The sequence below is a fragment of the Paracoccus aestuariivivens genome (genome assembly GCF_009711225.1).
Classification (GTDB): Bacteria; Pseudomonadota; Alphaproteobacteria; order Rhodobacterales; family Rhodobacteraceae; genus Paracoccus; species Paracoccus aestuariivivens.
This window is the reverse complement of sequence record NZ_WMIE01000001.1, coordinates 1,083,843-1,099,247: the sequence shown is the minus strand read 5'-3', so window position 1 is coordinate 1,099,247 and position 15,405 is coordinate 1,083,843. Positions and strand designations below refer to the sequence as shown.

Annotated in this window: 9 protein-coding genes; 2 read left to right on the top strand and 7 right to left on the bottom strand. The window is 60.3% G+C overall.

Features of this window, described 5'->3' with window-relative positions; translation table 11 throughout:
* The first annotated feature begins 199 nt into the window (after positions 1–199).
* Entirely contained in the window at positions 200–460 is a 261-nt protein-coding gene (locus tag GL286_RS05260; protein ID WP_155094436.1) for a hypothetical protein, read from the top strand.
* A 7-nt stretch (positions 461–467) separates the two neighbouring features.
* Here GL286_RS05260 and GL286_RS05255 read toward each other — a convergent pair whose 3' ends face one another.
* The 7 genes from GL286_RS05255 to GL286_RS05225 all read right to left on the bottom strand — a co-directional run bounded on the left by GL286_RS05255 (position 468) and on the right by GL286_RS05225 (position 12,888).
* On the bottom strand, positions 468–1,880 hold the full coding sequence (locus tag GL286_RS05255) for a hypothetical protein (protein WP_155094435.1): 1,413 nt from the start codon (positions 1,878–1,880) through the stop codon (positions 468–470).
* Positions 1,881–2,036: 156 nt separating this feature from the next.
* Positions 2,037–3,845, bottom strand: a complete 1,809-nt coding sequence (locus GL286_RS05250) for a response regulator (RefSeq protein WP_155094434.1) — start codon at positions 3,843–3,845, stop codon at positions 2,037–2,039.
* Positions 3,835–4,698, bottom strand: coding sequence for a CheR family methyltransferase (locus tag GL286_RS05245; protein ID WP_155094433.1), 864 nt, complete (start codon positions 4,696–4,698; stop codon positions 3,835–3,837). The genes GL286_RS05250 and GL286_RS05245 overlap by 11 nt, the downstream gene beginning before the upstream one ends.
* Positions 4,695–7,775, bottom strand: a complete 3,081-nt coding sequence (locus GL286_RS05240; protein WP_343038836.1) for a response regulator — start codon at positions 7,773–7,775, stop codon at positions 4,695–4,697. The genes GL286_RS05245 and GL286_RS05240 overlap by 4 nt, the downstream gene beginning before the upstream one ends.
* 275 nt (positions 7,776–8,050) lie before the next feature.
* Positions 8,051–9,553 (bottom strand): inorganic phosphate transporter, encoded by a 1,503-nt coding sequence (locus GL286_RS05235; RefSeq protein WP_170295043.1) that lies wholly within the window; start codon positions 9,551–9,553, stop codon positions 8,051–8,053.
* A gap of 195 nt (positions 9,554–9,748) precedes the next feature.
* Positions 9,749–11,803 (bottom strand): TRAP transporter permease, encoded by a 2,055-nt coding sequence (locus GL286_RS05230; RefSeq protein WP_155094432.1) that lies wholly within the window; start codon positions 11,801–11,803, stop codon positions 9,749–9,751.
* An 83-nt stretch (positions 11,804–11,886) separates the two neighbouring features.
* The gene (locus GL286_RS05225) at positions 11,887–12,888 is read right to left on the bottom strand and encodes a TAXI family TRAP transporter solute-binding subunit (protein ID WP_170295042.1); all 1,002 of its coding nucleotides are present in this window, start codon (positions 12,886–12,888) and stop codon (positions 11,887–11,889) included.
* A gap of 242 nt (positions 12,889–13,130) precedes the next feature.
* Between GL286_RS05225 and katG the strand changes: the two genes are divergently transcribed.
* Positions 13,131–15,353: a catalase/peroxidase HPI gene (gene katG, locus GL286_RS05220; RefSeq protein ID WP_155094431.1), complete on the top strand. Its 2,223-nt coding sequence runs from the start codon at positions 13,131–13,133 to the stop codon at positions 15,351–15,353.
* Positions 15,354–15,405 lie beyond the last annotated feature (52 nt).

The following is a 15,405-nucleotide window of genomic DNA, read 5'->3' as shown; positions in this document are numbered from 1 at the left end:
CAATTGTTAAGCCGATAATTTTTGTCAATCATCTTTGTGGTATCCGGACCACCACGTGGGAAAATTTCCGGTTGGCGGGAACCTGTGCCGGTGTCATTCGCTTGCTCGATCAGGACGTGGTGTTGCGTAAAAGGGCAAGTGTTTCTTGCACTTGCGGCGCAGGCGTTGGTACCGGGGTGTTCAGGGACGTGATGCAGTCATGACAGATCAGGAAGAAGCAATCGCCCGCCATCAGATGTTGGTGAACGTCCCGTCATCCCGATGTGCAGACAGAGCGGATGGAATCCTCGCCCCCGTTTCATTCAGTCTGCTCGATATAAGCGGATCAGGGGTGACCGTCAGGTTTGTCGATGCCCAAGGACAGCTTACCGATATTTTCCTGAACAATGTGGTCGCTTCCGCATTGGCGCATTGCATGGGGTCGGCCCGCCAGTTTTCAGATACAGCACCGTCGAACTGAAGCTCTGCTACAGGACGGTTCTTAACCCACGCCGGACAGGTTCCGGGTTTGCGCCATCTTGCGTTTCAGGTTGGCTGATCCCCTGTGCGATGCGCTGTGCGTTCCCCATGATTGTGCCCGCGATCAGCCAGGTGATCGGAGTCGCCGTGGCATTGGGGATGATGTCGATCAGGTTCGTGGCCAACATCATCGACAGGCACGCCAATGGCAGCAGGTCCATAGCCTTCTGGGTTTTCCGGTGCTTGAAGGCGGCTCCGGCCAGTATCCAGATCGGGCCGAGCAACATCAGGAAATGGCACATGTAACCAAGGATTCCGCGGCTTCCCAACCAGATCACCCACAAGCCGTCGGGAATTGAGGAAACATTGCCCGAATTGGGGTCAAGGAATAGCGAGCGCCCTCCACCGCCCCAGCCAAACAAGGGCCTCTCCATCGCGCGCTCCAGCAAGCGTTCTTCATTGGTCAGGCGGAAATCAAGGGAATTTCCGCGATCCACAGACACGTCAAGGGCGATATTCACAATCGCATCAAGCGGTACCAGCGACGTCGTGCGCAGGATCGGATAGGCAAATGCAATCGTGCCGACGATCAAGGATACGCGGATGATCATCTGCGGCCGCGCCAACAGCAGCAATGGGGCCGACATGATCGACAGCAGAAGCGCGCCTGCCGATTTGCAGATCACTATCAGCAAGGCGAGATAGCCCGCCCTGAACATGCTGCGGGCGTCGCGATCTCGGCGTGCGAGTGCAATCGCCGACAGGAATGCCATCAAGGTGATCGACGCGACCCATAACGGATGCTCGAGAAAGACAATCGGACGATATCCGCCGTAACGGATGGTCTGGATGAAATCATGCTGGAAGTAGCCGTAAATCCAGACGTTCATCTGCGGGCTGAAGCGGACCTCCATCCACATGAAGAACGAATAGACCAGTAGTCCGGTCACCATCGCCTGCACCAGCCGCCACGCCCCTTCGACATTCCACAAAATACGGTAGGCCAAAAGGAAAGGTAGGATCTCGAGATAACTGCGCATGACATCGCCGATGGCGAAGGTCGCCGAGATACCGGGACGGAAGGTGTTTCCCTCGGTGATCGAGTCGCTATTTGTGATCGCGGTCAGCAGGGGCGAAAGAAGACTCAGGACGACGAGAACATTGATGAATGTACCCCGAGGTGGCGGTGGTTCCAGCGCCTTTGGCGTGTCCTTTTGCAAAAACACCATCAGCGCCGATATCAGTGCCGGCAGCGCGGGTTTGTTCAGGATCGGAAGTCCCGGCAGGGTGATCGAATAACCCGGAGCGAGAAACAGATACCCCCCCAGCATCGACCAGATGAACGCGCGTTGCCAGTCCATCCGCGAGAACAGAAGGCCGACGATGACCGGAAAGCTGATCAGTGCGATCAAGGGCAACATTGTTGACCCTGCCCAACCAAGCCGGACGCAGCGAATGCGTATTCTGGAAGCCGCCCCGAACCCAATCCCGATCCCGCATCAATGCGCCTATCGGATGCAGCCTAGACGCAACGATGCTTGTCTCGCAATCGGGATTATTTCAGTGGGTTAACCCGATCATGACCGGATCAACTCATTAAGGACCGGTAGCAGTGCATCGGCCCGAAACGGCTTCTCGATAATCGGCGCGTCCTGAAAGTCTTGCGGCAGGTGCTGGCGGCCATAACCGGACACAAAACAGAACGGGATGGCTCGTCGGCTGAGCGCAAAGGCCACCTCGTCAACCCGCTCGCCCGAGAGGTTGCCATCAAGCAATGCCACGTCGATATCCGAATGCTCGATCGCTTGCAGTGCCTGACCTATGGTGCGTGCGATATTGACCGACAATGCTCCGGCGGCCTTGAGTTCGTGGCTGATATCCAGAGCGACGAGCGGCTCGTCCTCGACCACCAGAACACGCGACCCGCCCAGTTCCGAGCGCTTCATCGGGCCTCGTATGTTTTCAACCGGCTTGGCGGCCGTTTTGGTCTTCAGCGTTTCGACGCCAACCGGCAGCGTGATGGTCCAGATCACCCCCGTTTCGCGCCAATCGGCTTGTACGGTATCCTCTTCGCCGCCAGCACTTGCATGGATCAACGTCATGCCGAACCCTGTCCGGGCCGGAGGCGAGACAGTAGGGCCGCCGCGTTCTTCCCATTTCAGAACAAGGCTTTGCCCGACGGTCTTCCAGCTAAGATCAACCACGCCGCCCGGAACCGACAATGCGCCGTACTTGGCGGCGTTGGTTCCCAGTTCGTGCAGGCTCAGCGCAAGACGAAGCGTGTTTTCCGGCGAGAGCTGGACCTTCGGGCCCTTGCGCACCAACCGCATGGCGTCAAGCGTACCCGCACGGATCTGTTCGTCTATTAGATGGTCAAGCGGGGCGCTGGTCCATGTCACATCGGACAGGATCGAATGCGCACGCGACAAAGCCAGAAGGCGGCCGATAAAGACCTGCTCGAAATCATCGATGTTATCGGCTTGCCGCAGGGTCTGGCGCGCGATGGCCTGCACATTGGCCAATGTGTTCTTGATCCGGTGGTTGAGTTCGCCGATCAGAAGGCTGCGGACCTCTTCGGCGCGTCGCCGTTCGGTCACGTCCAGCATCTGAAGCGAAAGCGACAGGTTTCCGTCCGTCGGATCGCGCAGGATCGAGCCGAACACCTCGCAATGGATGGACTCGCCGTCGTTGCGGGTGGCGGTCATTTCGGTGCTGTGGCGGGGGGCGCTGGTCCCGTTGTCGATCCAGCCTTGCAACACCGTGCAGGCGTCGGAAGCCAGCCAACGATGCTGCCCGATGGTTTGTCCCAGCATTTGTTCGGCGGATACGCCGAACATCCGCTCGGCCCCCTGCGACCAGCTTCTGATCGTCAGATCGCGGTCGCATTCGACCAGAGCCAACGGAGAGTTGTCCGCATGCGCCTTGAGCCGCGAAATCGCGACGTCCCGATGGTGCGCCAATACCCGCATTTCATCGCGCTGACGCTCGAGTTCACGCGCCTGCCTGCCGATCCGGAAAAAGACTTCGGCCTTTGACCGCAGGATGAGCGGATCTAGCGGCTTGAAAATGTAATCGACCGCGCCCGCTTCATAACCTCGGAAACGGCGCCTTTCGTCACGGTCTGCGGCAGTCACGAAGATGATCGGAACCCCGCGTGTACGCTCCGCCCCGCGCATCAACTCGGCCAGCTCGTAACCGTCGATCTCGGGCATCTGCACGTCAAGGAAGGCCAGCGCGTAATCGTTGACCAGCATCATTTCAAGCGCCTCGGTGGCCGAGCCCGCGAAATCGATCCGGAGCCCGTCGCGGCGCAGGAGAGCCTCGAGTGCGATCATGTTCTCTTGGATATCGTCTACGATAAGAAAACGGATCTGATCATCGGGCATGATATACCTCCTGCGATGCGGTGCGGCGCCAGATGCGCTCTTTTTCGTTGAAGTCGGAATATGACGTCGCGTGGTCGGAGAAGCGCAGGGTTTCATGGGCGCCTAACCCCAGAAACCCGCCCCGCACCAGTGAATCCGTGAAAAGACGGAAAACCCGGTTCTGTAAGGTGTCATCGAAATAAATCAGTACGTTGCGGCAGGAAATCAGATGGACTTCCGAGAAAACCTCATCGGTTGCCAGATCGTGCTCGCTAAAGACCACGCGATTGCGCAGGCTGCGGTCGAACACGGCCCGACCATAAGCGGCGGTGTAGTGATCCGATAACGATCCACACCCTCCTGCACGTTGGTAATTCACCGAGAAACCGGGCAGGCGATCGATGTCATAAACTCCGGCGGAAGCCTTGGCCAAGGCGCGGCGGTTGATCTCGGTCGCGTAGAAGATTGTCCGGTCCAGCAACCCTTCCTCGCGAAACAGGATCGCCAAGGAGTAAAGCTCCTCACCGTTGGCGCAGCCTGCCACCCAAACCTTGAGCGAGGAATAGGTGTGAAGATGCGGCAAGACCTCGTTGCGCAGGGCCTTGTAATAGTCGGGGTCGCGGAAGAACTCGCTGACCTGTACGGTCATCGCGTCGATCACCTCTGCCAGAACGGCGGGTTCGTGCAGCAGGCGGCGTTGGGCGTCGGACAAGGTCTCGCATCCAAGCCGTTGGCGCGCGACATCTGCACGGCGGGCCAGAGAGGCGCGCGAATAGGACCGGAAATCGTAATGGTAGCGGCGATGTAGTGCTTCCAGGAACAGATCCAACTCGATCTGTTCCACCGACATTGTCTGAACGGGCCGGATGCTCATCGGGGCATCCAAACCCTTGCCAAGGACAAAAGCTTGCCGACTTCTATCGGCTTGGACAGGTAATCATTCGCTCCGGCGGCAAGGCATTGCGCCTGATCGTCCGCCATCGCCTTGGCGGTCAGCATGATGATCGGCAGCGAGCGCCAGCGTTCGATCTTGCGGATCTCGCGGGTGGCGGTCAGCCCGTCCATTTCGGGCATCATCACATCCATCAGCACCAGATCGATCGAGGGAGCGCCGCCATCGGCCACGCGACCCAGAATCTCAAGCGCTTCGCGCCCATTGCGGGCGATCTGGACCTCGGCCCCGTGCGGCTCAAAAATGCCGGTCAGCGCATAGACGTTGCGGATGTCATCTTCGACGACAAGGATACGGCGCCCGTCTAGCAGGTTGTCGCGACTGAGCGAAGCGGCCAGCATCTCGCGCTGACGCGGGGGCAGATCGGAAACGACCTGATGCAGAAACAGGGTGACCTCGTCGATCAGCCGTTCGGGGGATTTCGCGCCCTTGATGATGATCGATTTCGAGTAACGGCGCAGTTGCAGTTCCTCGTTCTGGTCCAAGGCGCGGGCGGTATAGACGATGACAGGCGGGAATGAAGCCGCCTCGTCCGCGTGCAATTCCTGCAACACGTCAAAGCCCGAGGCATCGGGCAGCGTCATGTCCAGCACGATGCAATCAAAGCTGGTCTCGCGGCAGGCGGCCAAGGCTTCGGCCGCGGTCGAGGCGCCGATCGTTTCGACCCGATCATTGGCGAGCATTGCCTTGAGTCCCTCAAGCTGCGCCGGATCATCCTCGACGATCAGGACGCGGCGCATCGGTTGCTGGGTGGCCGAGCCCAAACGCTGGATCACATCGGTCAGCGCCGCGCGGTCAACCGGCTTGATCAGATAGCTCATCGCGCCCTGAGACATCGCTTCGCGCGTGTAGTCATTGGCCGAAACGACATGCACCGGAATGTGCCGCGTCGCGAGGTCGCGCTTCAGCCGGTCCAAGACCGAAAGGCCGGTGTGATCGGGCAAGCCCATGTCCAGCACGATCCCCTGCGGCAAATAGCGATGTGCGGCCCGCACGGCATCATCGGCAGTCCCGACGACGACTGCTCGGAATCCCAACTCACGGGCAAGGTCCAGCAGAAGTCGTGCGAAAGCGATGTCGTCTTCGACCAGAAGAATGACCCGGTCGCCGGTGTCGATGACATGACGGTCATCCGAGATCTCGGCAAGTTCCGCGGGTTCCGCGCTAACCTTGTCGAACGTGTCACGACGGGCTTGCGGAACCGGACCGGTGTCCATCAAGGGCCTCGGCTGCTCACCGGGAGCGATGTCGCGCGGCAGGGTCAAGGTGAAGGTGCTGCCGCGACCGGATTGGCTTTCCACCGCGATCCGTCCATGCAGCAATTCGGCTAGTTCGCGCGAGATAGACAGGCCCAAACCGGTCCCGCCGTATTTGCGCGAAATGGTTCCATCGGCCTGACGGAATGCTTCGAAGATGCCTTCCTGTTCGGATTGCGCGATGCCGATTCCCGTGTCCTGCACGGCAAAGGTGATCTCGCCATCGACTTCATCGACGCGGATCGTGATGCGTCCGCGCTCGGTGAATTTCAGGGCGTTCGACAGGAAGTTGCGCAGGATCTGATCCAGCCGCGACGGATCGGTACGGATCTCGCCCAGATTGGGGCGGATTTCGGCTTGAAGTTCCAGCCCCTTGCTGCGGGCCTGATCCTCGAATTTGCGCATCAAGCGTGCGGCTATTCCCGCCGGAGCAAGCGTTTCGGGAGATACTTCCAGCTTTCCGGCCTCGATCTTGGCCAGATCCAGAATGTCGTTGATCAGCGCCAGCAAATCCTGACCCGAACTTTCGATCGTGTCGGCCCAGCGGACCTGCTCATCGGTCAGGTTGCTTGTCCGGTTGTCGGCCAGAAGCCGCGCCATGATCAACAGCGCGTTCAGCGGCGTGCGCAACTCGTGCGACATGTTCGCGACAAATTCGGATTTATAGCGGCTCTCGCGGGCAAGCTTTTCGGCCTGTTCGACCAATTGCCTGCGCGAGCGGGCCAATGCGTCCCGCTGCTCTTCCAACTGCTGCGTCTGGCTTTCAAGCTGCGCATTCTGTTGCTCAAGCTCGGCCTGTTGAGCGGACAGGCGACGCTCGCTTTCCTGCAAAGCGCGGGTCTGTTCCTCAAGTTCCTCGTTGGTTGCGGCCAATTCTTCGGTATGGCTGCGCAATTCTTCGGCTTGCCTGCGGGTTTCCTCAAGAAGTTCGCGCAGGTTTTCGCGGTAACGTGCTGATTTCAGGGCGATACCGATACGTTCTCCTATCCGTTCCAGCAGAGCCTGCCCACCGGTGTCGGGGGCCTTGTCCAGACCGAACTCGATCACGCCATTGATATGTCCGGCGTCGTGCAGCGGCACAATCGCCGCATGGGCGGCGGTCCCGCGCAGCAAACCCGAGCCCCAGCCCAAAGCGTTGTCGCGATCCGTCGCCAGCGAAACCACGCGGTTGTCCCTAACGGCCCGCCACAAATGGCCGTCGCCTTTGCCGATATTGCCTGATGTGTCCGCCGCATCCGTTCCCCAGCTTGCGATGCGGCGCAGGTTGTCGCCTTCGCGGGCATAGGCGATTGCGGCGCGTGCGCCTAGTGACTCGGCGAGGCTTCGCAAGGCATTGTCGCCCAGCGTCTCGACCGATTGTTCGCCTTGCAGAACGCGCCCCAAGCCAAGCTCGTTGCGTTGCACCCATTCGGATTGTGCAAACGCGATACGGTTCCGGATCAGGATATTGCCAAGGCCACCCAGCAGCAGAATGACAAGGCTGGCCAAGGCGCGGTTGATGATCGCGATATGCGGCGCGACACCTGGGTCGGCCAGCTGGAATCCGACGATGATCAGCACGGTCACCGCCATCGCGACGACCGGAGGGGTGATGGGACGATTTGACGCGTATGAAATGACCAGTGGCAACAGGTAGATCAGCCAGATCGCCGTACCCAGCGGGAAAATGGTGTCGAGAAAAAGTACCGTGACCGCGATGGCCGAGATGAGCGCAAGAATGACGCCTTCAGGAACGGATTTCACGCGGAGATGCTCCGCGCATAACCATTAATCCCAAGTAAAGTCAAAGATTTGCCCTCCGCCCCGTTCGTTCATAACCTGCCAAAACGCGGGCCTTGGCGAGAAGGTTCCGGTGCGGGCGAAATACGCGTCCACGCCTTTGGGATCATGCGGACATGCAGCAGGACTAGTCGTGTCGGCGCGAAAGGGTCAATCAACACTGGCAATGACGTTACGTCATACAGAAAGGCCGTGTGCCATTGCCTGCACACGGCCTTTGTCGCTTCCGACCGGAAATATCAGCCCAGCGTAAGATGCGACAGCAGATAGTAGATGCCCGCCGACAGCAGCGCCGAGAACGGGACCGTGATGACCCATGCTGCGGCGACCGTCACTGCGTGCGAACGGCGAACCAGCTTGCGACGGCGCCGCTCATCTGGAGAGACGACCTTGCCTTTTTGCAGGCCCAGCATACGGGCGCGCCGCTCGGCATGCCATTCGCGGAAAAAGCCCACGCCGAAGATGCCGCCGACCGCGATATGGGTCGAACTGACGGGAAGCCCGAGCCAGCTTGCGATGATGACCGTGACAGCCGCCGACAGCGCGACGCAATAGGCTCGCATCGGGTTCAGTTTGGTGATCTGGTCGCCGACCAGCATGATCAGCTTCGGTCCGAACAGAAGCAGCCCGAGCGAGATCCCGACTGCACCGATCACCATCACCCAGGTAGGGATATGGACCGAGGACGAAACGTCTCCCATTTGAACGGTATGGACCACGGCCGCCAAAGGCCCGACGGCGTTCGCGACATCGTTCGCTCCGTGGGCGAAGGAAAGCAGCGCAGCCGAAATGATCAATGGCGCGGCGAACAATGTCCGCAAGGATTTCTTGCGGTTCTCAAGCCCGCGCGACTGACGTTCGATCATGGGGCGAGACGCAAACCATGAAAAAATGCCAACGCCAACCCCGATCCACAGCGCCATGGTGGCGTCGATGTCGATGATGCGGCGCAGGCCCTTCATCGCCAGATAGGTCGCGAAAACCCCTGCCATCAGGCCGATCAGGACCGGAACCCATTTCCGGGCCGCAGCGATCTTGTCGTCCACATAGGCGATCTTGGCCTTGATGAACGCCAGAAGCAGGGCTGCGACAACACCGCCCATGACCGGAGAGATGACCCAGCTTGCCGCGATGCTGGTCATCTGCCACCAGTTTACCGCGTTGAAACCCGCGGCGACAACGCCCGCGCCGACAACGCCGCCGACGACCGAGTGCGTCGTCGATACCGGCGCGCCAAGAATGGTTGCCACGTTGATCCACAAGGCGGCCGCGATCAGGGCCGACAGCATCAGCCAGACAAAGGTAGCCGAATCCTGCACGGCAGCGGGCGACACGATCCCCGAGGAAATCGTGCTGACCACGTCGCCGCCAGCGATCAATGCGCCTGCGGTTTCAAAAACCGCAGCGATCACAAGGGCCGAGCCCATGGTCAACGCCTTTGCGCCGACCGCTGGCCCCATATTGTTAGCGACGTCATTTGCGCCGATATTCAGCGCCATATAGGCGGCGACAACGGCAGCACCCACGATCACCAGTCCCGATGAACTGGCACCGATCAATGACAAGGCGATCATCGCGACGGCAACGACGAAAAGCAGGGCCAGCCCCGGTGCGACCAGAGGGCGCGACACGGTGGCGGATGCTTGTTCGAGAATGCTGATCCGACCCAGATCCTTGTCCAGAGTTTTCCACTGGTTCCGCGGGCCTTTGCCCTGCTGGAGCTGTTCGTCCGTGTTGGTCACTCGTCACACGCCTGTCATCATTGCGCTCAAATCGGGGGCGACATACAGCGACGGCAGCGCTGGTACAACCATATTGACACATTCACGTCACGGTAAGCGGTGCCGCGTGAGGTGGTGTCATCGTGACCGGATCCGTCGCATCTTCCGGCCGGAATGGTAAGGGCGCGCGGGAGTGCCGCGCGCCCTTGTGTCATGTTAGCCAATCGCCTTTGAGCGACCGGCAAGAGTCTGGCGCAGCGCCACCGCACCAAGGATGACGGCACCGATGGCGCTCGAAATCGGCTCGGGGGCGATCAGCAGGAAGGCCGCGATCACAAGGACGATGCGCTCGATCATCCAAAGCGGTGCAAGCAGCCAGTTGGTCAGCGCCGCCGATAGCGACAGGATGCCCAGAATTGCGCCTGCAAAGGCCAGAACGAACGATCCCCACGTAAAGCCCTCGGTCACCAGAAGCAGCGACGGCGAGAAGACGAAGACGAAGGGAACCAGCGCCTTGCCCATCGACAGCCGGAACGCCGTGTTACCCGCCTTGAAAGCGTTCGCTCCGGCGATGCCGGATGCCGCATAGGCCGCCATTGCCACCGGAGGCGTCACATCCGCGATGACCCCGTAGTAGAAGACGAAGAAATGCGCGACCAGCGGTTCGACATTCATCATCCCAAGCACCGGAGCCGCGACCGCAACCATGATGATATAGTTCGCGGTCGTCGGGATGCCGCAGCCCATCAGGATGCATACCACGGCGGTCATGATCAGCGTGAAAAGCAGCGTCAGGGTCTGCACTCCCATGATCTCGAAGGGCAGGAAGCCGAGGAAGGCATGCGCCGACACACCCCAGCCTTGCGCGATCGAGGTCACCATGAAGGCGATCTTGAAGCCGATGCCGGTCAGGGTGACGACACCGATGACGACACCGACCAGCGCGGCTGCCGCCGTGACTGACAAGGACTGCTTTGCCCCCAGAACGAAGCCGTCGAACGTGCCCTTTGCAGTTTCCTTGATGCCCTCGACCAGCCCCGAGGCCATGACCTGTTGGATCACATAGACCACGATACAGGCCGAAATCGCGCTGAAGGCCGACCAGAACGGAGTCCGGCCCGACATCAGCATGAAGACCAGTAGGATCAGCGGAATGGTCGAAAGCCAGCCCGCCCGCAGGACGGCCATGGCGTTCGGAAGTTCTTCTTTGGTCAGGCCACGGATGCCAAGGCGTTTGGCCTCAAGATGGACCTGCACCAGCACACCGAAGAAATGCATGAAGGCCGGAACGATGGCGGCGATCAGGATAGTGCGCAGGGGAATGCCCAGATACTCGACCATCAGGAAGGCCACGGCCCCCATCACGGGCGGGGTGATCTGACCGCCGGTCGAGGCGGCGGCCTCGACCGCTGCAGCGAAGTGGCGTTTATAGCCGACCTTGATCATGGTCGGGATCGTCAGCGCGCCGGTCGTCACGGTATTGGCGATGGACGAACCCGAGATCGAGCCCATCAGCGCCGAGGACAGCACCGAGACCTTGGCCGGACCGCCCGAGAAGCGACCGGTCAACGCGGTGGCGAGGTCGATGAACAACTGGCCCAGCCCGATCTTCTGCGCCATGACGCCGAACAGGACGAAGTGGAACACATAGGTCGCAATCACGCCAAGCGCGGTGCCGTAGATGCCCTGCGAGGTCAGATAGAGGTGGTTGACGATGGCCTTCCAGTCCGCGCCCGGATGGACAAAGATGCCGGGCATGCTTTTGCCGAAATAGGCATAGGCCATGAACAGGATAGCGATCACCGGCAGAGGCCAACCCATCGAACGGCGCACGGCTTCCAGCAGGGTCACGATCAGGATCGTTCCCATGGCGACATCCAGCGTGTTCGGATTGCCGACGCGGAATGCCAGTTGGTCATAGATCCACGGCACGTAAAGCGAACTGACCAGACCGGCAAAGGCCAGAACCCAGTCAAGAACCGGAAGCCCCAGAATGGTCGGACCCGCGCTTTTGTGGCGGCCCGACGCAAAAGCCGAAAAACTCAGGAAGACCACGAACATCGATACACCCATATGGATGCCGCGATGCGTGGTCGCGCGGGGAATGCCGAAACCTGCTGTATAGAAGTGGTAGGCTGACAGCAGGAAAAGCACGACCGCAGAAAGGATTGCGACCGGCTTGGTCAGGTCGCGGAAGCGGGCCTCGGGATCGTATTCTTCTTCGATCGCGCGCAGCTCGGCTTCGGAAAGTTGGCGAGCGGTATCAGTCATGCCGGTCTCTCCACTTGGATTGTTATCGTTGAAAGCAACACGGCCCCTGAGGGGCCGCGTCTCGTGTCAAAGGTCGCTTGGCCTTACTGAACCTTGCCGGCTTCCTTGTAGAACTTCTCGGCACCCGGATGCAGCGGAATGCCGGCGCCTTTGGTGGCGTTGTCCAGCGTAATTTGCTTGCCCTTCGCATGACCGGCCGAGAACAGCTTCTGGGTACTGTCGTTATAAAGCGCCTTGGTGATGTTATAGACCAGTTCATCCGACTGATCGGCGCTGGTGACCAGCTGCGCGCCAACCGAGATGGTCGCAACGTCGGCATCCTGCCCGTTATACGTGCCCGCAGGGAAGCTGTCGGCAGCGAAGAAGCTGTATTTCTCGCGCAGCTTGTCGGCGGCCTCGCCGTCGATCGGGATCAGCTTGATGTCGTGCTGGCTGGCCAGTTCGGCAATCGCGCCTGCCGGATAGCCACCCACAAAGAAGAAGGCGTCCATGGCATTGTCACGCATCCGGTCGGCTGCCTGATCGGGCTTGAGGAACTCGGGCTGGATATCTGCTTCGGTCAGGCCATAGGCTTCAAGGATGATGCGCGCATCGACCAGCGTGCCCGAGCCGGGCTCGTCGAGCGAGACTTTCTTGCCTTTAAGATCGGCCACGGTCGCGATTCCGGCATCCGCGCGGGCGACAAGGTGGATGCTTTCGGGATAAAGGTTGGCGATCAGGCGCAGTTTCTCGACTGCGGGCTGACCTTCCCACAGGCCGGTGCCGGTTTGTGCCCAGTAGGCTACATCCGATTGGGTAAAGCCTGCTTCAAGCTGGCCGCCATTGATCGCGTTGATGTTGCCGACCGAACCGTTCGAGGCGACGGCCGTCGCAACCAGACCGGGCACGCCGCAGGATCCGCCGTCTTCGCAAGCGCGCGAGCCGGGAGGATTCGAGATCGCGTTCGCGATCAGTCCGCCGATCGGGTAATATGTGCCAGCGGTCCCGCCCGTTCCGATGCGGAAAAAGGACATCTCTTGTGCCGTGGCACCCTGAGCGAAAATACCGATCGCGGCTGCGATCCCAAGAATGATGCGTTTGTTCACGTCATTGGCCTCCTGTTGAATTCCAAACCGACCCTATCACGAAGTCGAGATCAAAATGAAGCCACGCCGCTACGTCGTTCCATACCAGTTGCGACATAACTTCGCATTATAAAGACCATCACCCATTAGAAATTTATATAATCTTCTTAATCCCCTAATACTATTCGTGAAGCGCGAGTCACCGAGGGCCGCTACCCGCAGTGGGACGGTCAAGGTCGCAAGTCAGCGGAAGGAAAGAGGTCATGGACGACAAGATCATGAAAACCGGAGGCGGCTGCCCCGTCATGCACGGGACGAACCGCAACACCAAGGTCAGCGCCCGTTCGAACCGCGAATGGTGGCCGAACCAGCTGAACCTGAAAATCCTGCATCAGGACAATGCCCAGCTCAGCCCGTTGGGCGAGACGTTCGACTATGCCGAAGAATTCAAGAAGCTCGATCTTGAGGCGGTCAAGGCAGACCTGCGCGCGGTGATGACCGACAGTCAGGACTGGTGGCCGGCGGACTGGGGGCATTACGGTCCGTTGTTCATCCGCATGGCATGGCATAGCGCCGGAACCTATCGGACCGCCGACGGCAGGGGCGGCGCGCGCTCGGGTGCGCAGCGTTTTGCGCCGCTGAACTCGTGGCCGGACAACGTCAACCTTGATAAGGCCCGCCGTCTGGTTTGGCCGATCAAGCAGAAATACGGCAATAGCCTGTCCTGGGCCGACCTGCTGATACTGACCGGTAACGTCGCGCTGGAATCGATGGGCTTCAAGACTTTCGGTTTCGGCGGTGGTCGCCCCGACGTCTGGGAACCGCTTGAGGACATCTACTGGGGTTCCGAAACCGAATGGCTGGCACATAGCGACAACCCGAACAGCCGCTATTCCGGTGATCGCGAGTTGGAAAGCCCGCTGGCTGCCGTGCAGATGGGCCTGATCTACGTCAACCCCGAAGGGCCGGATGGCAACCCCGATCCGCTGGCCGCCGCGCGTGATATCCGCGCCACTTTCGGCCGGATGGCGATGAATGACGAGGAAACCGTCGCGCTGATCGCGGGCGGCCATACTTTCGGCAAGACCCACGGCGCGGGCGATGCGGCCCATGTCGGCGCGGATCCCGAAGGCTCGGCGATCGAATTGCAGGGTTTTGGTTGGACCAGCGCGCACGGCACAGGTTTCGGTGCTGATGCGATTTCCAGTGGCCTCGAGGTTGTCTGGACCCAGACGCCCACGGAATGGAGCCAAGGCTTCTTCCGCAACCTGTTCGAATACGAATGGGAGCTGACGAAATCTCCGGCGGGCGCGCATCAATGGCAGCCGAAGGACGGCGCGGGTGCGGGCACGGTTCCGGATGCCCATGACCCGAACAAGCGCATTGCGCCTTCGATGCTGACGACCGACCTGTCGCTGCGCTTCGATCCGATCTACGAGAAGATCTCGCGTAACTTCTACGAAAACCCCGATCAGTTCGCGGATGCCTTCGCGCGGGCATGGTTCAAGCTGACCCACCGCGATATGGGGCCGAAGAACCTGTATCTGGGTCCAGAGGTTCCGGCGGAAGACCTGATCTGGCAAGATCCGATCCCCGCACCGGATTATCCGCTGGTTGACGCGGCAGACGTGGCCGAACTCAAGGCCAAGGTTCTGGCTTCGGGCGTGCCGCTGGCAGATCTGGTGGCGACGGCTTGGGCATCGGCCTCGACGTTCCGGGGTTCGGACTATCGCGGCGGCGCTAATGGGGCGCGGATCCGCCTGGCTCCGCAAAAGGACTGGGAAGCCAACCAGCCCGAGATGCTGGCGCTTGTCCTGTCCCAGTTGGAAGCCATCAAGGCCGAGTTCGACGCCAAAGGTGCAAAGAAAGTGTCGCTCGCCGACCTGATCGTTCTGGCTGGCGATGCGGCAGTGGAAGCTGCAGCTGCGGCTGCGGGTCAAGACCTTGCCCTGCCATTCGCCGCGGGTCGGGGGGATGCGACGCAAGAACAGACCGATGTCGAAAGCTTCGACTGGATGGAGCCGATGGCTGACGGCTTCCGCAACTACCAGCGCCAGCAGTTTTCGGTCCCCGCCGAGGAATTGCTGATCGACCGCGCCCAGTTGCTGCAACTGACCGCGCCGGAAATGACGGTGCTCGTTGGCGGGTTGCGTGCATTGAACGCAAACCACGCTGGCACCGCGCATGGTGTGCTGACCAACCGTCCGGGCGAGCTGACGAATGATTTCTTCGTCAATCTGCTCAGCATGGATACGGTCTGGAAAGCTCAATCGGACGCGCAGGACGTGTTCGACGGCACCGACCGCAAATCGGGTGCTCCGAAATGGACCGCGACCCGCGTCGATCTGGTCTTCGGCTCGAATTCGAAATTGCGGGCGATTGCCGAAGTCTATGCACAGGATGACGCGAAAGCGAAGTTCGTAGCCGACTTTGGCCGCGCATGGAGCAAGATGATGAACGCTGACCGCTTCGATCTGCGGAAGTGAATTCACCTCGCGGGGGCCGAGAGCCATACTCGACCCCCGCGGAAATCCTGAA

Coding starts and splice junctions, on each gene's coding strand:
- GL286_RS05260 (WP_155094436.1), top strand. CDS start 200: ATGACAGATCAGGAAGAAGCAATCGCCCGCCATCAGATGTTGGTGAAC.
- GL286_RS05255 (WP_155094435.1), bottom strand. CDS start 1,880: ATGTTGCCCTTGATCGCACTGATCAGCTTTCCGGTCATCGTCGGCCTT.
- GL286_RS05250 (WP_155094434.1), bottom strand. CDS start 3,845: ATGCCCGATGATCAGATCCGTTTTCTTATCGTAGACGATATCCAAGAG.
- GL286_RS05245 (WP_155094433.1), bottom strand. CDS start 4,698: ATGAGCATCCGGCCCGTTCAGACAATGTCGGTGGAACAGATCGAGTTG.
- GL286_RS05230 (WP_155094432.1), bottom strand. CDS start 11,803: ATGACTGATACCGCTCGCCAACTTTCCGAAGCCGAGCTGCGCGCGATC.
- katG (WP_155094431.1), top strand. CDS start 13,131: ATGGACGACAAGATCATGAAAACCGGAGGCGGCTGCCCCGTCATGCAC.